15 protein-coding genes are annotated in these 19,637 nt (G+C 55.6%); 8 read left to right on the forward strand and 7 right to left on the reverse strand.

The window, feature by feature from the left end:
* Window positions 1-32 precede the first annotated feature (32 nt).
* Together HPC62_RS22645 and HPC62_RS22650 are read right to left on the reverse strand one after the other, a co-directional pair.
* Entirely contained in the window at window positions 33-1,025 is a 993-nt protein-coding gene (locus tag HPC62_RS22645) for a glycosyltransferase family 2 protein (RefSeq protein WP_172358633.1), read from the reverse strand.
* Window positions 1,026-1,153: 128 nt separating this feature from the next.
* Window positions 1,154-2,755 carry an alkaline phosphatase family protein gene (locus HPC62_RS22650; RefSeq protein WP_390819712.1) on the reverse strand — a complete coding sequence of 534 codons (1,602 nt, stop codon included), beginning with the start codon at window positions 2,753-2,755 and terminating at the stop codon, window positions 1,154-1,156.
* 1,138 nt (window positions 2,756-3,893) lie between these two features.
* Between HPC62_RS22650 and HPC62_RS22655 the strand changes: the two genes are divergently transcribed.
* Together HPC62_RS22655 and HPC62_RS22660 are read left to right on the forward strand one after the other, a co-directional pair.
* The gene (locus tag HPC62_RS22655) at window positions 3,894-4,490 is read left to right on the forward strand and encodes a DUF4126 domain-containing protein (RefSeq protein ID WP_172358635.1); all 597 of its coding nucleotides are present in this window, start codon (window positions 3,894-3,896) and stop codon (window positions 4,488-4,490) included.
* A gap of 55 nt (window positions 4,491-4,545) precedes the next feature.
* Window positions 4,546-5,538: a hypothetical protein gene (locus tag HPC62_RS22660; protein ID WP_172358636.1), complete on the forward strand. Its 993-nt coding sequence runs from the start codon at window positions 4,546-4,548 to the stop codon at window positions 5,536-5,538.
* A gap of 408 nt (window positions 5,539-5,946) precedes the next feature.
* Here HPC62_RS22660 and HPC62_RS22665 read toward each other — a convergent pair whose 3' ends face one another.
* A complete protein-coding gene (locus tag HPC62_RS22665; protein ID WP_172358637.1) occupies window positions 5,947-6,828 on the reverse strand; it encodes a Cof-type HAD-IIB family hydrolase in 882 nt (293 codons plus the stop codon).
* A gap of 101 nt (window positions 6,829-6,929) precedes the next feature.
* Here HPC62_RS22665 and HPC62_RS22670 point away from each other — a divergent pair, with 101 nt between their 5' ends.
* Window positions 6,930-7,316, forward strand: coding sequence for a hypothetical protein (locus HPC62_RS22670; RefSeq protein ID WP_172358638.1), 387 nt, complete (start codon window positions 6,930-6,932; stop codon window positions 7,314-7,316).
* Between the two features lie 20 nt (window positions 7,317-7,336).
* Here HPC62_RS22670 and queA read toward each other — a convergent pair whose 3' ends face one another.
* Window positions 7,337-8,536, reverse strand: a complete 1,200-nt coding sequence (gene queA, locus HPC62_RS22675; RefSeq protein WP_172358639.1) for a tRNA preQ1(34) S-adenosylmethionine ribosyltransferase-isomerase QueA — start codon at window positions 8,534-8,536, stop codon at window positions 7,337-7,339.
* Window positions 8,537-8,673: 137 nt separating this feature from the next.
* Here queA and HPC62_RS22680 point away from each other — a divergent pair, with 137 nt between their 5' ends.
* The 5 genes from HPC62_RS22680 to HPC62_RS22700 all read left to right on the forward strand — a co-directional run bounded on the left by HPC62_RS22680 (window position 8,674) and on the right by HPC62_RS22700 (window position 12,714).
* Window positions 8,674-9,063 carry a hypothetical protein gene (locus HPC62_RS22680; protein WP_172358640.1) on the forward strand — a complete coding sequence of 130 codons (390 nt, stop codon included), beginning with the start codon at window positions 8,674-8,676 and terminating at the stop codon, window positions 9,061-9,063.
* Window positions 9,064-9,311: 248 nt separating this feature from the next.
* Entirely contained in the window at window positions 9,312-10,022 is a 711-nt protein-coding gene (locus HPC62_RS22685; protein WP_172358641.1) for a Uma2 family endonuclease, read from the forward strand.
* Between the two features lie 165 nt (window positions 10,023-10,187).
* Window positions 10,188-11,279, forward strand: a complete 1,092-nt coding sequence (ychF, locus tag HPC62_RS22690) for a redox-regulated ATPase YchF (RefSeq protein WP_172358642.1) — start codon at window positions 10,188-10,190, stop codon at window positions 11,277-11,279.
* Window positions 11,280-11,484: 205 nt separating this feature from the next.
* Window positions 11,485-11,697: a DUF2839 domain-containing protein gene (locus tag HPC62_RS22695; RefSeq protein WP_172358643.1), complete on the forward strand. Its 213-nt coding sequence runs from the start codon at window positions 11,485-11,487 to the stop codon at window positions 11,695-11,697.
* A gap of 351 nt (window positions 11,698-12,048) precedes the next feature.
* A complete protein-coding gene (locus HPC62_RS22700) occupies window positions 12,049-12,714 on the forward strand; it encodes a ferritin-like domain-containing protein (protein WP_172358644.1) in 666 nt (221 codons plus the stop codon).
* A gap of 119 nt (window positions 12,715-12,833) precedes the next feature.
* On the opposite strand, the gene HPC62_RS22705 is transcribed toward HPC62_RS22700, so the two are convergent.
* From HPC62_RS22705 to HPC62_RS22715, 3 genes are all read right to left on the reverse strand, one after another.
* Window positions 12,834-14,147, reverse strand: a complete 1,314-nt coding sequence (locus tag HPC62_RS22705) for an NF041680 family putative transposase (protein WP_172353244.1) — start codon at window positions 14,145-14,147, stop codon at window positions 12,834-12,836.
* Between the two features lie 330 nt (window positions 14,148-14,477).
* A complete protein-coding gene (bcsA, locus tag HPC62_RS22710; protein ID WP_205370892.1) occupies window positions 14,478-17,066 on the reverse strand; it encodes a UDP-forming cellulose synthase catalytic subunit in 2,589 nt (862 codons plus the stop codon).
* Between the two features lie 8 nt (window positions 17,067-17,074).
* Window positions 17,075-19,627 (reverse strand): cellulose biosynthesis cyclic di-GMP-binding regulatory protein BcsB, encoded by a 2,553-nt coding sequence (locus tag HPC62_RS22715; protein ID WP_216655306.1) that lies wholly within the window; start codon window positions 19,625-19,627, stop codon window positions 17,075-17,077.
* Between the last annotated feature and the right edge of the window lie 10 nt (window positions 19,628-19,637).

Consider the following 19,637-nt stretch of genomic DNA (forward strand, 5'->3'; position numbering starts at 1 on the left):
GAGTGATTGAAACTATTGAGAATTATTGAGAACTATTGATTGGATAAGCGAGTTTCGTAGGCCAGCGTATTTTTTTGGAAATAGTAGCGCCAGCGTCTTTGCAGAATGTTGCTAATCTGCCCTGCAAAATGCACAAAGAAATAGGGATTTTGCACTGCGGCAAGCAAGGCTTTGAAATACTGCTGTTGCTTCAGTGGTTCAACGACCCGATAGTAGGCTCGGTTGCGCTTGAAGACAGCAAGATTGTGAGAGAGCGATCGCACAAGACGAGGATTACTCCTGACCTGCTCCTTTTGCAAGAAGCTTTGTGCTGCGCGGCAGTAGCCGTCTAGTCGAGCAATTTTGCTCTGCTTGACCAAGGAGTTGGGGCGGAAGCGGTAATAGTAATATGGCTCTGGCACGAGAAAATAGCGTGCGCCATTGATCAGGCAGTTCATATACAGCCAGAAGTCTTGCCCAAGGCGCAGCGAGAGGTCATACTCAATGCCGTGTTTAATCAAGAACTGACGGCGCATGAGTGGCTTGCTCAAGCCTAGATGTAGCCCCTGCTGTCCGTAGACATCGGTTTCCACAAAGAAAACTGGATCAACTCGGCGGATGTCTGTAATTGTGTGTCCGCTTCCTTGAATTAGCGTGCTTAAAGGGGTGTCACTGCCATCCTGCACATAGTAAAGATCGTCGGCTACCATATCTGCCTGCTCTGCTTGGGCAACCTGGAGAAGACGTTCTAGGCGCTCCGGGGCGTACCAATCATCAGAGTCTAGCACGGCGATCCAGTTGCCTCGGGCTTCTCGCAAAGCGCGATTGCGAGCGCCCGCTGCCCCCATATTTCGGTCATTCACAAAGACCCGAACCCGCTCATCTTGAAAGCGTCTGGCGACCTCTGCTGTGCTATCGGTCGAGGCATCGTCTACTACGAGAACCTCGATGTTGTGCAAGGTTTGGTCGAGGGCTGAGGCGATCGCCCGTGCGATATACGCCTCAGTGTTGTAAGCAGGGATGATAACAGAGACTTCGGGATTCATAGGAAGCACTGGGGTAGATCTGCAAAATCGATTGCTTATGAGGCAGAACGGGCTGCAAGTGCGACGATATCGCCTCCACAGCCCGCGCCTCGATTCATGAATGTGGAAGTCTGGATGATGGAAGCCTGTTACCGAATAGCCGCTGATCGGACGGAGGACACTTCCAGCAGCGGCGTTCCATCCAGGCGATCGGGAATGGGCGCACCCAGCAGACCCAAAATCGTCGGCGCAATATCGAGTGCCTGACCGCGCTCAATGCTGGAATTAGGAGCAATACCCGGCCCCTGAGCCATGAAGAATCCTCTAGACCGATGCCCACCTGCCCGGAAGTGGGGAATGGGGCCAATTCGCCCAAAGTCGGGGCTGTCTACCACATCGGTAATCACTTCTTCCCAGACCACCACAATATCTGCATCCGAGAGATTGCCCTCGTCAAACGGCGTGCGGCGAGTGCGAGAAATTTGCCGCACGATGGACTTGCCGGTTCTGGCATCTTTGAGCTTCCACAGCTTTTCGATCACCTCTTCACAGACGGCATCATATTCAGACGGCGGCACAATGCCACTGCCCTCGCGCCCCTGGACGTTGATGCGAACGTGGCCATCGGCAAAGTAGGGCAGCGCGAAGGCCCGCATCTGCGACCACAGCGGGCGATACCACATGGCCGGCATCCAGAACAGCGGCGCGTTTTGCTCCATTAGCACGTAGGGCGATTCCAACCCATTCAGGCGATCGCGCAGAAGCTTGCTGGGCAGATAAGGACGCAGCGCCCGCTTAAGCGGATTTTGCTCATGGTTCCGCGCCCACATTTCACCCATCCAAGACTTGCGGAACGGATGGCTGATGATTGGGCCTGGCTCTTCGCTGGGGTTTCCTGGGGCGATCGCCGCCTTGCCAAAGTTAAAGCGATACATCATCTCCGGCAGCACGGCCATGCTTAGCAAGTCCGTGTAGTTTGCGCCCATGCCGTGGGGCGAAAAGAGCGTAATGTAAGCATTTTCTGGTGCAGCATCCAAAATCTCGCCGACTGCCCGGTCGATATGCTCAAACGCCTCCAGCATCAGCAGGCCCGCAGGCTTGCCGTGGAATTCGTATACGGGATGATCGGGATGGGTATACCAGAGGTCATGCCCAGCGGTATGCGCTTCTCCAAACCCAACAAAGAAGAAATCCCAATCCTCTTTCTTGAGATAGTCGCGGCAAACCTGGGCACGCTTCTCTACGCTCTCTTGAATTGCGCCGGGAACCCACTTTTCGTAAGCCTTGTCCCACCAGATGCCATCGTCTTTGTAGAGAACCGGATTTTCCCCATATTCCCGATTCATTTCCGGCAGCACCTCTGCGGGAACAGACACACTGGGAGTAAAGGGATAATGTCCGCCCCATGCGAGAACCTGAAGCCCGTTGACCTGGCTCGACAGTCCCGAAGTCGGCGGGTCTAGCACGAATACGCGATAGTCTTCGCCAAGGGCATAAAAGGGAGGATTCTGCTCAAAATCGCAGCCGACCTTGAGAATGTCTCGGTCAATGCCGTAGCTTTCGGGATAAAACTTGGACGTGCCCCAAAAGCCTGTCTTGTCAGGCATACAGCCTGTCCAGGTCATCGCCCACAGCCGCTCAGTCGAAGCAGCGGGTGTCGGCACACCGCAATAGTTCACCATGTTTTCTAGGCGACCGTAGACCCCCTGCTCACGGACACGACTGAGATTCTTGAGATGCCCCTGAGACATCCACTCCTCGAGAACCACTGGGTCAGCAGCATCTAATCCAATCGCAACTACGGGAGTTTTCACACTATCCTCCGACAAAACAATGCACAACTAATGAACTGAAATCAGGCGAAGACGTGCCCAGCCTTGGGAAACCGAGAGCAGATAACGAAAGCTACTGCCCACCGTCGGGAACTGGCAATGCATGAACGAGTGCTGTGAACTTAGTGCAGACTGATTCCCTGGCGATCGCCCGCTCTAAAAACGCTTGCCTAAAGACTTGGCGATCTGCCCCAACACCCATCCGAAAGATTCGGAAACTGCTCAAGCGCACGCCTTAAGCGCGATGCAAAAACTTTGTGAGAAAAACTCGCAAGCCAAAACCAATCCCAGTCTAAAACTATGTGAAATCACGGAGCTTTATACTGTGTTGCTCGAAATCATAGTCAAATTACGGACGGGCTTCTAGCCTTCACTGAGAACTTTATGGAAACTTTGTCTAGAATCTGAAATTCTCTCCTTTTTTGTAAGGGATAGTGAAGCTCTCGATTCAGTAAGTTTCTGACTTATACCGCTTTAGACATAGTTTTGGAGTCACACATAGCAGTTCGTGAATTCATGGACAGCCAGATTGGGTTTGCCTTTCAGAGCGAGATCCGGGTTATTTACAGGTGTTGATTGTAATGTCTTGATTAATTTTTTGAAGGACAACAAACCTAAACTGATAGGAGGAATTGATAAACCAGTTTTTTCTCCAGGATGATTCTTTAGAGAGTCTTTAAACGGTCTTTAAAGACTCTTCAAATATGCATCTAGCACAATTTCATTGTCTGTATTTTGAGGCAGATAAGGTTCCTTTTTATACGGCAATCACACTTTCTTGCGATTAGACTCAAACTTCAAAACAAAACCACTATGTAATCTGCGTACAGACTGGCTGTATAAAGTTGGTTTTGTTGAAATCCGACTTCATAGCTTGGTTCTCAGGCCAGCGTTCACAAAGTTCACAAATCTGTGGGCGATCGCCCTTCCCAGGGCTTACGCATCCGCACAGCGCTAGCATGGCAATTGTGCGAACGAGAGAACTACGTAACAATTCAACGTATGCCCACCCGACTCAACGCGACTCAACGCGATTCAATGCCTGTGATGGCTCGTCATGCTTGAAGTTTTGGCTATCCTTTCGATTTCAGCCGCCACAGGGATGCGGATTGCGTTGCCGCTGCTGTTGATTGGGCTGTTGCAGCGCGAGTCGCTCTGGTCATCGGTGCCGCTGCTGTCGCAGGTGCCACCGCCGCTGGTGTTGGGAGTTTTGGTGAGCTGGTCGCTTGTGGAACTGCTGTTTTCTAAAGACCGACTTGCCCAACGACTGTTGCAAATTGTGGAACTGGCGTGTAGCCCGGTGGTGGGGGCGATCGCCGGAATAACAGTCGCCCGCCTCATGCAAACGAGCCAAGAGCTAGTGCCCGTGGCGGCGCTGGTTAGCGGGCTGCTGGCGCTGGTGTTTCAGTTGGTGCAGGTGGGCTGGTTTTATCGGCTGCGGGGGCTGCCGCTCTGGGCCATTTTTCTGCAAGATTTTCTCTGTGTGCTGCTGGTGCTATTTGCCTTTGATGCGCCGCGCCAAGGGGGGCTGATTGCGCTGCTGTTGCTGTGGCTGGCGATTCGCAGCACGGCAGAGTGGCGGCAGTGGTATCAAGCCCAGGCCAACGCGGGCGATCGCCGGTTTCCCCGACGCGGCAAACAAGACCCAGATTAGCCACATATTTAGCTACATGGGTTAGCTGAATAGAATGTGCCAGATAGAATGTGCCATGCAGCATGAATTGAACCAGGGGCAGACTGGGCTGGCGGGCATGTGGAGTGTGCGATCGCGCCTAGAAACTGCGCTAGCGACCTGTTGGCAAGCAGCAATTGTCCACCCCGCGCTTCCCAATGTGCCGGACTTGCAGAGCCAAATCGCCCTGCGCCGGGTAGACGCGCCGATGGGGGTGGTCTACAGTTCGGCGATCGCCCCCCGACTGGCGGCGAACCTGGGCATTCCGGCCGAAGACCTTGCCATCCGGCTGGCTCAAAGCTGGCCAGCATCGACTGCGGACATGGCAGACTGGGCCGATAGCCCGCTCCGGGTTGTCCAAAAGCATCTGGTGCAGGTTCACCTGGGCGATCGCCTGCTGGCAGCATGGTTGCAGCAATTTACTAGACCTGCCGAGTGCCAGCCGCCCAAGCCTTTCCCTGAGCCTGAGGCAGACCTCGCTATCTGGAACTCAGCCCCGCTGACCCATGTCCAACGGTCTCCAGGACGGTTTCAAGACGAAAGACTTCAAGACGAAAGGCCTCAAGCCCAATTTCTTCAAGACAAATTGCCTCAAGACCAATGTTTTGAAATGCAGGCGGCCCATGCCCGATGCTGCAACCTCTTGGCCCTGGCAGAGCGGGTCGGACTGGTTCGCTTTGAGGTGTCAGGAGCAATCGAGGGTGAACTGGCGTGGCCCATGTCCATGCCCTGGCTCACGGCGGAAGGAACGCTCCGCACCCAAGCGCCCGCCGAGCAGCGGCTAATCGGGCACTTGCTGGACAGCGTAGATGCGCTGGGTTCAATCCAGCATGGTTCGGCGATCGCCCTGGCTCAGTCCCTCAGCCGCTGCGTGTATGACTTTGATGCAAGCTGCCGCATCTTTGGCGACGTAGCGGTTCACCAACTAGAACTGGCGCAGGCGCGGCTGGGGCTGGTGCGAGCCGCACAGCAGACGTTGCGCTGGCTGCTGGAAAGGCCGTTGCAGGTAGCGGCTCCACCCTCCCTGTAGGGATTTTTTTGTAGAAAGGAAAGTGTAGACTGTGACAATCATAGGAATTGTTAATCATTGGCACTGAGGCGCTGACAAGACCGGGAAGGGTCTGATATATTTTCTTCAGTGTGAGGAGCGAACCAGCAAGGGCATCGAGACGAAACACGGTCAGTCGCCGGTGCCCTTCCTGATTTCTAAGCTTCAGCTTCTCTAGATGAGAAGCTCGATATTACCTGCTAAGGCTTTTGGAATTTTGAATAGTTTGGATATCACCGAGCGATGCCTCTTGTTATCTCTCTTCTCAGAGGCAATCTCAGCTTGGTGATTTTTGCTTGTAATTTGTGACTTGTGGGTCGCGCTGCGTTGCGCTGGTGCTTGGGGTAAGGATAGGCGGCCTGTATTACCCCATGCTGCGGAGATCGCGCCCTATCCCAGGATGAACTTTTCGATGGCGATCGCCGCTCCGTCTTCTTCTACGGAAGGGGCAACCCAATTGGCGATCGCCTGCACGCCCTCCGGCGCGTTGCCCATGGCCACGCCAATACCTGCATATTGCAGCATCTCAAAGTCATTGAAGTTATCGCCGATTGCCATCACTTGGTCGGCGCGGAGTCCCAAAATGTTCTCTGCTAGGTAGCGAACCGCGTTGCCCTTATTCACCTCTGGATGGGTTGCTTCCAGGAAAATATCCACGGATTTGGTCAGGTATAGCTCGGTTGGGGCGTAGCGTTGCCGCAGTTTTTCTAGCAGATCGTCAATCAGTGCCACGTTGCTGCTTTGGGCGAGGATTTTGGTCAGGTCGGCATCGAGCAGGGTTCGCAGGTCGCCAACGGCAATCGGCTCAATGCTAGAGCGTTCTGCATAGGCTTCGGTTTCAGCAGTGATCTCGCGGACGTAGAGCTGGTCATTGATGTAGAAATGCACCGATACTTCGCCCCGGATTGAAGGCTGTTCGTAAAACTCCAGAAGTTGCTGCGCGTAGACCCTGGGTAGGTGCCAGTGGCGATGCAGCGTGTCATCGGCGGGGTCTTTGATCAGTGCGCCCTGATAGCTCATCAGCGGCAGGGTAGAGCCAAGATCGGCATGAAACCGGCGGGCTGATTGATACATCCGCCCGGTGGCGATCGCCACGGGAATGCCCTGCGCCTGCACCGCCTGCACGGCCTGCTTTACTCGTGCCGAAATTTGGTTCGATACACCCACCACCGTCCCGTCCAGATCCACTACTAGCAGGCGAATCTCTCCCGCTTGGGCTGCCGAGTTTTCCACAAATGCCCCTTGCGCTGTCCCTGGCGCTAAATTTCCCATCCCAGCTTACCGCAAGCTTCAGTTTTCATTAAGCCAAGCCGGGTCAGCAATTAGCGCTTGTTATGATTTGAGCCGAAGTGGCGAGCTGAGTTCATCCGACCATGACTACTGCAACTGTGCTGGAATTTATGCATCGCACTGCCGCCGACGATACCCTGCGGCAACAGCTAGAAGCCCTGCTCGGTGTGGGCGATGGCAACATCAGCAGCGAAGCGGAGCTAGACCCCGCCGAAACTGCGGCTCTGACGGGCGATCGCGCTCCAGATGTGGCGGCCTTCGCGGCTCAAAACGGCTTCCAGTTCTCTGCCGATGAGCTAATCGCTGTGGTCAGCGCCTTTCAGCAACACCAAGATGGCACCCTGTCGGACGAAGAGTTTGCCCGGATTTTGGGAACCTCGTTTACCAACAGCCCCGGCAAAGTGCAGTCTCAGGTGAAGCGTCTGGCCCAGTTTCTCAGCAAAACCTATCTGGGAATTGATCTGAAGTAGGGATCACCAATCAGTAGGGATTACAAATCAGCAGCAACCTGCTCCTCCTCCCCTGCTGTCGCCTCAACCTTTGCCTCCGGCAAAATCAGCATGGCATCGCCGAAGGAATAGAAGCGATATCCCTGGGCGATCGCCTCTTGATACAGCGCCAGCAGCCGTTCTCGTCCCGTGAGGGCGCTGACCAGCATCATTAGGCTGGACCTGGGCAAATGGAAGTTGGTGATCAGCCCATCCACCACGCGCCACCGATAGCCGGGATAAATAAATAGCTCTGTTTTGCCGCAGTAGGGCTGGAGTTGCCCGCTGTGGGATGCGCCTTCGAGGGCGCGGGTTACGGTGGTGCCGACGGCAATTACTCGGCCGCCGCTGGCTTGGGTTGTGGCGATCGCCTCGACGGTTTCCGACGACACTTCTAGCCATTCGCCGTGCATTTTGTGATCGGTGATGGTTTCCGCCTCGACCGGGCGAAAGGTGCCTACGCCTACATGCAGCGTAATAAAGGTGCGTCGGATGCCCTGCTCTTCCAAGCGATCGAGCAACTCTGGGGTAAAGTGCAGTCCGGCAGTGGGGGCAGCAGCCGACCCGGGGCGATCGCCATACACCGTTTGATACTGCTCTGGATCGGCGTGGGAATTCTCGATATAGGGCGGCAGGGGCACCTGACCCAACAGGTGCAGCACCGACAAAAAGGGCTTGTTTTCTGCAACCTGAAATTCCAGAATCCTGCCAGAAGTGGCTGCATCCACCGCCAGCACAGTCGCCGTCAGCAGGGGTTTCCCGCCTTCCGGCTGATCCGGCTGAAAAAATTCAATCATTGCGCCCACCTTCAGCCGTCGCCCAGGTCGCACCAGCGCCAGCCAGCGATTTTCCGACTGCTCTTCCAGCAGCAGCACCTCTACCTTTGCGCCGCCTACCTTGCGCCCAAACAGTCGCGCAGGCAGCACGCGGGTATTGTTCAACACCAGCAAATCGCCCGTCCGCAGCAGCGCAGGCAAATCCCGAAAGATGCAGTGCTGATGGGAGCTTGGCGAATCCACCACCAGCAGCCGAGCGCGATCGCGCGGTACGACCGGATTTTGAGCAATGCGCTCAGCAGGCAAATAATAGTCATAGGATGCCAGCCGCAGGTCGAGGGAAGTTGGCTCTTCTGAGCTTGGCGGAGAGTCCTGAGGGAAAGGGGATGGCTCAGGGTGATCATGCGGCAACGGATTCAAAGACATGCTCAACTAAATCCACTAAATCCAGGCAGATTGGGGAGAAACACCCTCCAAGGTAGGGGGTCTTTCCCCTATGAAACGTCAGAGTTTATTACGAAAATAAAACTGTAGTTGAAATTGCATTTGCTGGGGTTGGACGCATGGAATACATCTATTACCTCGCGAATGCCAGTTTAACGCTTCGGGTGGTTGAATATCTTCACAACACGCCCTGGCTCCCCGTTCGCTTCATGACGGTCATTCATCAGATCGACGGTTGGGTAGTGAAGGTTAAACTGGAGCGCTGCCTGGATGCCGATCGAGACGGTGACTTTCGCGCTTTTTTGAATGAGTTGGGCATTGCCTACGAACCGGATATCCGAGTACGGATGGCGCTGTGGGGGCTGGAAACTGGCCAGTCGCCCGTGGATGTGATGCGCCGCTACCAAGTGGCAGTGGTGTCTCACGGCAGCCCTGATGGCGAAGAAATCGAAGCGTTTCGTCAGCAGTTTGTGCAAGGGCTGGGCTATTGCCCCGAAACTCTGGCCTAGTGCGCCACCCGCATTGCAATGCTAGGTGACCTGCTTGATCGCCCCACTCAAGTTTATCGTCCCTCCAAGTTTGAACGCAGCTTGAACTCTATTACGCCATCTCAGACCGCATTGGCATGAGCTGGCGTTTTTTGTTGGGCAGCTTTGATGAACGATCCAAACTCCTGTCCCGGATTGCGGAAAATTGGCAAGGGGCGATCGCGCTAAAATGCACCCAACCCTTCGAATCTTCCAGCCCTCCGCCACCCATGACCTCCCTCCTCCCCACGGCCTCGCCTACCGAAATTTTCTACCCCTCTTCTGATGGTGAACCCGTGGCAGAAACCTATGTTCATCTCTACGCCATGCTCGTCACCTTGGAAGTGCTGCGCCAATATCTAGAAGGTCAGCAGGCAACCGTGCTGTCTAACCAATTTCTCTACTACGCCCAGGGCTACCCCAGGCTGCGAGTTGCCCCAGATGTGATGGTGATTTTTGACGTAGCTCCGGGCGGGCGCGACTATTACAAAATTTGGGAAGAAGGGCAGGTGCCAGCTGTCATTTTTGAGATGACCTCGAAAAGCACGCAGGCTCAGGATCAGGTCTTCAAACGAACACTATATGAGCAACTGGGTGTGCGTGAATATTGGCTGTTTGACCCGCGTGGGGAATGGATCGACGGGCAACTCCAGGGCTATCGGCTGCACAACGATACCTACGAACCCATCACCGACGGCCGCAGCGACCCGCTCAAACTGCGGCTGGAAGTAGATGGACACCTGATCGCCTTTTATCGCGAAGATACGGGCGAAAAGTTGCTGATTCCCGGCGAACTGGCGCAAGCCCTGAGAACCGAGGCCCAGGCCCGCCAGGACGCTGAAGCGCGGGCGGCGGAATCTGAACTACGAGCGCAGGCGCTAGAAGCTGAGGTCGAAAGACTGCGATCGCGCCTGAGAGAGCTAGGCGCAGAGGAAGGCTAGCGGCTAGGTCGGTCGGCGGCGCGGCTGGTCTGCTACGCTGATATATTGCGGAATGTTGATAGGCTGATAGATGGTCAGCTTCCCGCAACGCGCGGCCGTTGGCGATCGCCACGCCCCAGCGCCCAGATCTGCCTGCTTATCTCTCCTCCTTTACCCAATCGCTCTATGCTTCAAGCTGGAATTGTCGGACTGCCCAACGTGGGCAAATCGACCCTCTTTAACGCGGTGGTGGCCAATGCCAAAGCGCAGGCGGCCAACTTTCCCTTTTGTACGATTGAACCTAATACGGGGGTCGTCGCCGTGCCCGACGAACGGCTGGCAGTGCTGGCAAAGATTTCCAACTCTGCCGAAATCATTCCGGCGCGGGTAGAGTTTGTGGATATTGCTGGGCTAGTCAAAGGGGCTAGCAAGGGCGAGGGGCTGGGCAATCAGTTTCTGGCAAATATCCGCGAGGTGGATGCGATCGTCCATGTCGTGCGCTGTTTTGAAAACGACGATATTATTCATGTTGCCGGATCGGTCGATCCGGTGCGCGACATTGAGGTAATCAACCTGGAACTGGCGCTGGCGGATTTGTCGCAACTCGAAAAGCGGGCCGATCGCACTCGCAAGCAGGCAAAAACTAGCAAAGATGCTCAGGCAGAGTTGGCCGTGTTAGACAAACTGCTGGTGGTGCTGAACGAGGGCAAGTCGGCGCGACTGGTGGAACTGACGGATGAGGAGGAGGCCATTATAAAACCGCTAGGGCTGCTGACGCGCAAGCCCGTAATCTATGCGGCAAACGTGTCGGAAGATGACCTGGCGACGGGCAATGAGTGGGTGGAACAGGTGCGGGCGATCGCCGCCGCAGAAAATGCCCAAGTCGTCGTAGTATCAGCCCAGGTCGAATCGGAACTCATCGAACTTTCGGAGGAGGAGCGGGCCGATTTTCTGGAATCGCTGGGGGTGCAAGAAGGCGGGCTGAAATCCCTGATTCGCGCAACCTACGATCTGCTGGGACTCCGCACCTACTTCACCACGGGCCCCAAGGAAACTCGCGCCTGGACGATTCGTGCTGGGATGCTGGCTCCCCAGGCAGCAGGTGTGATTCACACTGACTTCGAGCGCGGCTTCATTCGCGCAGAAACGGTGGCCTATGATGATTTGGTAGCCACAGGTTCTATGGCGGCGGCGAAGGAAAAGGGATTGGTTCGCAGCGAAGGCAAGGAATACTTGGTGCAGGAAGGGGATGTCATGCTGTTCCGCTTTAACGTGTAGTTTTAACGTGCAGGTTGGGAACGGTTAATCAGCTTTTTAGGCCCCGTGACTGTAGTCTTTGATCTTGATATTTGTAGGACTGACGCATTTGGACAATTTCTCGCGGGCGCAGTCCGCGAGAAATTGTCCAAAGCTCAGAAAGCTTATTGAAAGTGCGTCAGTCCTGATTTGGTCTTGAGACTTGATTTTGATGAGGGAAAGCGCAATGGGAGACTCGAAGCGACGCAAGGAATCTCTGGGCGAAAAATACGGGCAGGAAGACAACATTCTGCCGGGTATTCCCATCAAGCCCAGCCAGGCAAAGCTGTTTTCGCAAATCACAACGCGGGGCGCGTGGATTGGGATCGCCCTGTTGGTGGTGTATTGGGTCGTGGTTCGGTTTATTGGTCCCAGTCTGGGCTGGTGGGAATTGAGCTAGTCGGCTCTGGTTGCGCTCTGTGCGTCCCAGTTTCAGTCCCAGTTGCAGACCTGGCAGCAGGCCCAGTTGGATGCTAGAGGCGACCGATTTCTCTAAAAAACTTTTCCCCTATGAAAATCCGGCGAATGGGCACGTCCGTATATTCCTCTAGACGGGCGCAGTTCATCCATTAATTTGCGCTCCAAAGCATTGGAGTGCTTGGGTTGAATTGGAGTCATCCGGCGATTTGAGCAAGTTTCAGGACTCGCAACTCTGGTGCGGTGTTTGGCACAGAGTTGGCTGGGACTGAACTGGCACGGGTCGCTGCTTTGTGGTGCCTTTTTGCAGAACTTTTGTAGGAGAACTCGAACAATGAACCGACGCAAATCTGAATGGCTGGGTCGCGCTCGACGGGCGCAGGGCTTGTCTCGTCGCCAAATGCTGACAGGTGGGGCTATCGTGGGTGCGGCGAGTGTGCTGAGCGTGCCGCTCATTGCAGGAACGGCCGATGCCTCGACGGAGAGCGATCGCCGCAATGATATTGAGATCCTCAACAAGGCCCTGTTTTATGAACACGCTGCTATCTGGGCCTACGGTGCCGCTGCGGGCAAGCTGACGGGTTCTAACGTGGGTAATGCCGTAAAGGCGATCGCCCTCGCGAACCAGGCAGATCACATGCAGCACCGCGATGCCCTGGCGAATGTCATCCGCAGTCTGGGCGGCACGCCCGTTCAGGCAGAGACCAGCTACGATTTGTCCTCCTATCTCCAGCGGGGCGAAGGAAACCTGGATTCGGACGTGAATATTGCAAAGCTGGCGCTGGCGCTGGAAACCGACGCGGCGATCGCCTATAGCCAGGAAATCGCTATGCTCAAAACGCCCGCGCTGATCACCGCTGGAGCCAGCATCGGCTCGACCGAGGCCAGCCACGCGACCCTGATTCGGGCAGCAATTCAATCTCTCGGCGTAGATATTCAGCCTGTCCCCGCTTCCTTTGTCAGTGCCGAAACCCGAAATGCCTGGATTCTAACGGTTTAGGTAGATCTTTAGTTTGGACTAACTGGCATCACAATAATGCTCAACAGGATGCCATAAAGAATCTGCTCAACCGTTCATAACAGTTGAACTTAAGGAATTGGATACAATCCTGCTCGCAGTTAAGCTGCTGTTGCAACCGGACTGTTCAGGGATTGTTCGGATGTCTTGCGTTTCGAGGCTCGTTTTTTGACCATCGGATAGCAGGGACGAGGAGTTGGCTTGTGCCCCTTGCCTCGTCCTGGCGATTTACCACGAGGTTTAGGCGCAGGAGCAGGGGTGCCAATCGCTGCCAAAATGCCTGCAAACGCTTGTGCGACCCGACCCGGAGTCAACGTTTCTTGCGGTGCCTGCCAGGGCAAGGGGTGGTCAGTACAGTCCTTTCGCGCTAACCACAACTGCCAACTGAGCAACGGCATCAGGCTGCTCCACTGTTCGGTTGCCGATACAGAACTGAACTGGGGATGTGTCCAATATAGCCTCTGCTTGGCAAAGCGATACCAGTGTTCAATGGCAAAGCGACGGAGGTAGTGCAACCACAGGGTTTCTAACGGAGGCATCTGCTCACCCAGCCAAACTAACCACAAAGGAGCCAAGCGTCGCGTGCTGCTCTGTGTCTCCAGCACCTCCACGCGCAACACTTCCATTGCCCGTTTGGGGGATTTGCGGAAATGGTATGCACTCCAACGACTGACCCGCACTCGTCCCCAGTTGGGATCATCGACTTCAACGGTTTCGACCGGGACACTCCAAGTGTCAGGGTCATTGAGTTTCATCTTATGTCCATGCTTGGCAGGTGCGCCTCGCCCTCGATACGCTGGGGGCGCGCCATAGACACATCGATTGGATGTAACCCGCAGCAGCAAGTCTGCCTCAATCCCTGCCGTTTGGTTGACAAAACTGGCATTGCCGTACCCTCGGTCGTAGATCGCCAACGGACGCACCGCTAACTGCCGAGTCACTTGTTTGAGTTGGAATGCCGCTTTACTGGCGGGTGTTTCAAAGCTGGTGATGCGCTCATGCCGCAATGGTAATGCCCAACTGCCCCTGTCTTCAGCAATCCAGGCTAAGGTACTGTAGTTTTGTCCGGCTATCGGGGCATGTCCTGTTCTGCCTGATAAGGTGCGGTCTTTCAAACGCCTGGCAGCAGGACGGTTCCACCGACTCGCATCACCTGCCAACAACGGTTGCTGCTGAGTCGGTATCTGCTGCACCAACAGCTTCAGCACCTTTGATCGGGGTAGGCGGCTATCGCGCAACGCTTCATAGGTGCTCGACCACTGGCGACGAAAGACAGGACTCTGCGATAGCCTCACAAACGACACGATGCACGCACTCACTAACACGGCATCCATCAGATCAAACAGGGCATCTCTGGCGTTTCCCAAGCTGGCATACAACGTTTGGCGAAATTGCTGAAGTTCGTTGAAAATCATGGGGTCAATGTTGGTTGTACTTCATTGACCTTACGGCAGTCGGTGCTTCTCATTGACTGCCTTCCTCTTCACCATTAGTCCAAACTAAAGGTAGATTTATACCCTCAAAAAGATGCGCCCCGAAGCAGTTCGGAGCGCATCTTTGTCTTCAAACGTCTTCAAACGTTTTCAAACTCGTTAGGACTTACGCAGTTAGACCATTTCTCGCGGGCTGCGCCCGCAAGAAATGGTCTAAAACCCAAAGAGCTTATCGCAAGGGCGTAAATCCTACTCGTAAACTCTGCCAGTCTCTTAGAACCTAAACTCTAGACAGGGCTGATGCGAGAACGCCTACTCCAAATCGCGCAGCAGTTGGCGAATCTTGGAACCTTGCCGTGCATCCAGGTGTGCAGGAAAAGAGACCTCGACATCCGCCGTCACGCCGCCTGCCGAGCGATTCACCAAAAACACCACACCGTCAGATGACTGGGCATTGGAAACCCGCACGTCTTCGATCTGCCCCACCAGACGCTTCGGATTGTCATCTGTCGTATGCTGGCTCAGCAGCAAACCCACAGGCGGCTGAGCTTGCTGCAACATCTCGATGTTGGGCAGCAGGTTGCCGTCCATTTCAATCCGCAGGCTGCGCGAACTAATCTCCTTGGCAATGCCAGGATAAAACTGTCCCTCCCAATAAATCTGAGCAGCAGCGTGGATTTGCTTGCGAATTTCAGTCGGTACGGCGGGTTTGGGATCGCGGAAGGCCCGCAGCAAGCCCGTCGCCAAAAACGCCAGCGATTGGAATGGACGGTCGATTTCGGTACGCTTCTGCGCGTACCATTCCTCCACGTCGGAATACAGCACCAGCACCAGCGCATCATTTTGAGACTGCGACAGGTTCACAAAGTCCACTGCCACAACGACTTGGTCTTCGCTAATCGGGTCAACTCGAATCACCCGCGCATCCAAAAACGCTCGCTTGCCAAAGTCGCCAGTGAGTTCGATTTCAACCGCATCGGGCAGGTTCGGCCAGCTATCCAGCACAATCCGCGCCCCGTTCTCGCTGACATCCAGCGTCTTGCCAGACAGGGTTTCGTTGTTGTTGCCGTAGATGACTGCACCCAGCTTGCGTTCCAGACGGTGTGCCCGCCGCAGTTGCGGCTGTTCATAGGCTACCAGCAGCGCCGCCACCAGCAGCACTAGGTTAAACACACACCAAGCAGCGTTGATGATGACGGCTTCTTTTGCTTCGGGCTGAAGCACCAGCCAGAAAGGGACGGCCAGCAGCGACAGCACCAGTAGCGACACAACAATCAGGGAGGCTTTGGCAGATTCGTAATCGAAGCTGCGTTTTGTGACCTTTACGCCCTTGTCGGTCACGTTGAAGCTGCCTAGCTTGGGGTTAATCAGCGCCATAAAGGTCACAATGCCATCCTGAAACGCCATCGCGTACTCAAACACTTCGTTCCAGAACGAAAAGCGGACTTCTTTGGCGGTGATGTAGTTGGCATTTAGCGCCAGGGCAATGTGAGGTAATGCATACACCAGCGTTTCCACACCCAGACCGCGAATCAGGTTAATACCAAACAGCAGGTACAGCACTGGCGATAGTGCATACATGATGCGCGGAAACCCAAAGAAAAAGTGGGTGGTGGCGGAGGTGTAGCACAACCGCTGCGGCAGCGTGAGCTTGAGTTTGCGGTTAAACAGTGGATTCTCTAGCCGCAGGATTTGTGCCATGCCTCGTGCCCAGCGCACCTGCTGCCCTACGTAGGAGGAGAATTTCTCTGGTGCCAACCCCGCCACCATGATTTTGTCGTAGTAGACCGACTCATAGCCCAGGGAGTGTAGCCGCAGCGAGGTGTGGCAGTCTTCGGTCACGGTTTCCACCGCGATGCCGCCGATCCGCAGTACGTAGTCCCGTCGAATCACTGCCGCAGAACCGCAGAAGAAGGTGGCGTTCCAAAAGTCGTTGCCCTTTTGCACCACCTTGTAGAACAGCTCGTTGCCGACGGGGACTCGCCCCTGAGTCAGCAGGTTGCGCTCGAAGGGATCGGGGTTGTAAAACCAGTGCGGGGTTTGGACGAGTGCGACCTTGGCGTTGTAGAAAAAGCCGACCGTTTCCTGAAGAAACTGCCGCGATGGAATGTGGTCGCAGTCGAGGATTAGCACTAGGTCGCCTCGCGTGCGGCGCATGGCAGTATTGATATTGCCTGCTTTGGCGTGGTCGTTGTTGTCCCGCGTCAGCATGGTGCAGCCGATCTCTTCGCACATGCGGCGCAGCTTTTCCCGACGATCGGGAAATTTCCGTCCGTCGTCTAGCACATAGACTCGCTTTTTCTCTTCGGGGTAGTCCAGCGCCAGAGCCGCGAGGGCCGTCTTGCGGACGATCTCGACATCCTCGTTGTAGGTGGGAATGTATACGTCAACGTTGAACCATTGACTTTGGGGAATGCCGGACAGATCAACGGGCTGGCGATCGCGCAGTTTTAGCGTCTGAAAATAGGACAGAAACAGCGTGGCGATCGCATATAGCTCCGCCATGAACAACACAATACTGAAGGTTGCATTGAGCCAGCCATCCAGGTTCAGCGTATAGCTCGTGCGGTAATAGAGGTACCGCATCGTCGTGACGATACTCAGCCAGGCCAGGAACAAATGCAGATACTCGCTTGCTTGGCGCTGGGTTTGCCACTGCTCTAGCTTCACCACAGCCCAGCCCAGCAAGATCAAGAATACTGCCACAACGCCCTGCTGCCAGATTTTTAGCGGCGTAACGATTAGCGGCGCAGACAGCACCATCAGACCAATGACCAGCCAAAAGAGCTGCGTGCTGCGTGCCCTAGGAAAAAAGCGGTCAAACCAGTTCGGCACTCGCAGCAGCCACCGCGCAATCCACGGCTGCTGACGAGAGACGGGTTCGACGGGGGCTTGAGACATGGAACTCGTCATTTTACCTCTCCTGACTTGGCGAGCCGATTAACGTAGAGCTGAGAAATGCCATACAGCAGCAGTGAGATTAACAGAATGCCCGTCGGCAGCAGGAACCAGTTGTCTTGAATAAAGATGGAGATTCGGCTCAGGAAGCCGGTTCTTTGCACCTGCTGGAGCGGTTCCTCCCGCAGGATATCGAGCTTGTAGGCGTAGGGGTCATTGGGCGATGGATTGGGCTTGTTTCGGCTAATCAGCACCGTGTCGCCGTTGAGTTGAGAAAACAGCGGGTCGCGCTTGAACACCTCTGCCGCGTCGGTGAGGCCCTGTTCGCTCTGTCCGGTGATGGCCAGCACCGCGCGATCGCCATTATTCGGCGACACCATCAGCTTCACCACACCCTGACCATCGGGCAAAGCCTGCACCCGGCTACCGCGCCAGCCCCGCGAAAACAGATTGCGGAGTTCAAAACCACCAGACTCCATCACTTCGGGCAATGGGAAGCGATCGCGCGTCCCAATTCCCACCAAGTTCATACCCCGCGCCTCAGCAGGCAGATTGCCACCCGTGTAAACTTGCAGGTTCACCGAATTGGCGCGGCTCAGCCGACCCAGCCGCTCACTCACCGCCAGCATGGTTCGCACATCTGCATCCCGTGGGGCACTCGGCACCACAAACGCCGTCTCCGACAAATCCTGCGGTGCGGTAAACGGATAGCCAAATTGCAATAGCCTCAAATCCGGCATCCGAGTGAAAATGTCTCGCTTCAGATTAAAGTCCGTGTCGCCATGCAGCGTTCCCCAGAGGGATTGATCTCTGGATAAACCACAGACCTCAGCAGAGCGCGGATTTAGGTTAAACACCACATTCAACTGCGAATCTGGCTGAATCAGCGCTGCGGGCAAATCCACATCCAGCGAATCGCGACCGCCCCTTGCAGAATTCAGCCGCTTAGAGCCAATCGTCACATCATCCAGCCGTACCTCCACCGTCGAAGTGCGTGGATCAACCTGAGCGCTGTAGCTATAATCCACCCTCATGCGGCTGCCCCGCGAAAAGCGGTCATCGGGCAGCGCCCGGAACGGAATTTCAATGGGTGGTGCATTCGTGCCATGCACTGTAATGTCTTCAAAGTTCTGTCCGCCGAGCGTGGTTAAATCACGCAGGGTAAAGCTATTGCGCGTGGGCAGATAGCCCGGCCACTCGCGGGGCGCAGGCGACGGCTCATTCACCAGATTGGTCACCGTCAACACCTGACCCGTACCAATCTGCGCCTCTTTGGTCTGCACTAGGAACTGCACCGCCTTCTGCACACCTGCTGCTGAATTTCCCGTTGCTACGAGAACGGGTAAACCGTTGTCTTCCAGTGTGGTCAACATTAAAACGCCTGTATCGCCGGGCAGCGGCGTGTTGTTGCCGTCCAACAACTGACCGTTGCGAATCGGCAGCGGCAGCGATAAGTCTGACAGAACAGGCTGCTCTGCTGGAGTCCCCAGAATGACCACGCGATCGTTCCACTGGAGGTTATCCAAACTGCCCACTAGCCGAGTGTTGAGCGGGCGAAAGTCCACGATCCGCCCTGCCTCAGCCTGAAAGATGGCTGCTGCATTAAGCCAGGTGTCGCTGTAAGCGCGAGGCCGTAGATACGTAATCTGATTGGTATCGAGACTGAGGGTGTCAATGAACGGGAACGGATAGCGGCTGAAATCCAGTGGAACAGACTCTAACGCATAGTCCAGAATGACCTTGGAATCGGGTAGAATCTCGGTCCACAAGGTCGGGTCGGTGGCAACGGTGCAGTCTTCATTCGTCTGCTGCTCTGCCAGAATTGAAATCTCGTTGTAGTCCTGAATTAGATTGGACGGCACCTCGAAGACCACCTGACCAATCTGAGAATTGGGACGATTCAGCGGCACGCTGCCCACGCTGGTATCGTTTACCCGAACCGTCAGGCTTGAGCGATCAGACAGCAGCGACGGCGAGTGCTGGAACCGCAGTACGAGCTTGGCAGTTTTGACATCCCACTGACGGGGACGGTTAAACCCAAGTCGAGCCGTTGGGTATACGCCTTCCATGCGGAGGCGATTGCCCACCACCGGGCTGCGGTTGAACTCAATCACATGCTGGTAGGTGGGTTCTGGCTTGGGCGCGGCGGGCGACGCGGTGGCAGCGGGCGGGTTCGCTGGCTGGGGGGTGGCGGCTGGCCGGGTTGGGCTGGCCGGGGCCGCAGGACGAGCGGCCGGACGAGACGGCTGGCTGGGCGGCTGGGCAGGCGCGGCCCGGCGCACGGCAGGGGCGGGGCGGGGCGCAGGCTGAAAGTTTGGCGGAGTCGCTGGCCGATTTGGCAAGGACAACTCCCGGATCAGCGTGTTTTCTCGCTGCTGCACGCTGGTTTGCGCGGATGCGCTGGGCAGCAGGCTCAGGCCCGCTCCTAGACCCAATAGAACGAGCAGAATTGCCAGGATTTGGTTTCGTTTGACACGCTTCCGGCGTGTCCGACCAGCGGGAGAGGCGTTGGGTGAGTGGTCTCGATTAAACGTAAGAAACCATTGACGCAGCGAACGAAACATAGACCTGTCT

The organism is Thermoleptolyngbya sichuanensis A183 (assembly GCF_013177315.1).
In the GTDB taxonomy this organism is placed as follows: Bacteria; Cyanobacteriota; Cyanobacteriia; order Elainellales; family Elainellaceae; genus Thermoleptolyngbya; species Thermoleptolyngbya sichuanensis.

Coding starts and splice junctions, on each gene's coding strand:
- HPC62_RS22645 (WP_172358633.1), bottom strand. CDS start 1,025: ATGAATCCCGAAGTCTCTGTTATCATCCCTGCTTACAACACTGAGGCG.
- HPC62_RS22650 (WP_390819712.1), bottom strand. CDS start 2,755: ATGTCTCAGGGGCATCTCAAGAATCTCAGTCGTGTCCGTGAGCAGGGG.
- HPC62_RS22655 (WP_172358635.1), top strand. CDS start 3,894: ATGCTTGAAGTTTTGGCTATCCTTTCGATTTCAGCCGCCACAGGGATG.
- HPC62_RS22660 (WP_172358636.1), top strand. CDS start 4,546: ATGCAGCATGAATTGAACCAGGGGCAGACTGGGCTGGCGGGCATGTGG.
- HPC62_RS22665 (WP_172358637.1), bottom strand. CDS start 6,828: ATGGGAAATTTAGCGCCAGGGACAGCGCAAGGGGCATTTGTGGAAAAC.
- HPC62_RS22670 (WP_172358638.1), top strand. CDS start 6,930: ATGACTACTGCAACTGTGCTGGAATTTATGCATCGCACTGCCGCCGAC.
- queA (WP_172358639.1), bottom strand. CDS start 8,536: ATGTCTTTGAATCCGTTGCCGCATGATCACCCTGAGCCATCCCCTTTC.
- HPC62_RS22680 (WP_172358640.1), top strand. CDS start 8,674: ATGGAATACATCTATTACCTCGCGAATGCCAGTTTAACGCTTCGGGTG.
- HPC62_RS22685 (WP_172358641.1), top strand. CDS start 9,312: ATGACCTCCCTCCTCCCCACGGCCTCGCCTACCGAAATTTTCTACCCC.
- ychF (WP_172358642.1), top strand. CDS start 10,188: ATGCTTCAAGCTGGAATTGTCGGACTGCCCAACGTGGGCAAATCGACC.
- HPC62_RS22695 (WP_172358643.1), top strand. CDS start 11,485: ATGGGAGACTCGAAGCGACGCAAGGAATCTCTGGGCGAAAAATACGGG.
- HPC62_RS22700 (WP_172358644.1), top strand. CDS start 12,049: ATGAACCGACGCAAATCTGAATGGCTGGGTCGCGCTCGACGGGCGCAG.
- HPC62_RS22705 (WP_172353244.1), bottom strand. CDS start 14,147: ATGATTTTCAACGAACTTCAGCAATTTCGCCAAACGTTGTATGCCAGC.
- bcsA (WP_205370892.1), bottom strand. CDS start 17,066: ATGTCTCAAGCCCCCGTCGAACCCGTCTCTCGTCAGCAGCCGTGGATT.
- HPC62_RS22715 (WP_216655306.1), bottom strand. CDS start 19,627: ATGTTTCGTTCGCTGCGTCAATGGTTTCTTACGTTTAATCGAGACCAC.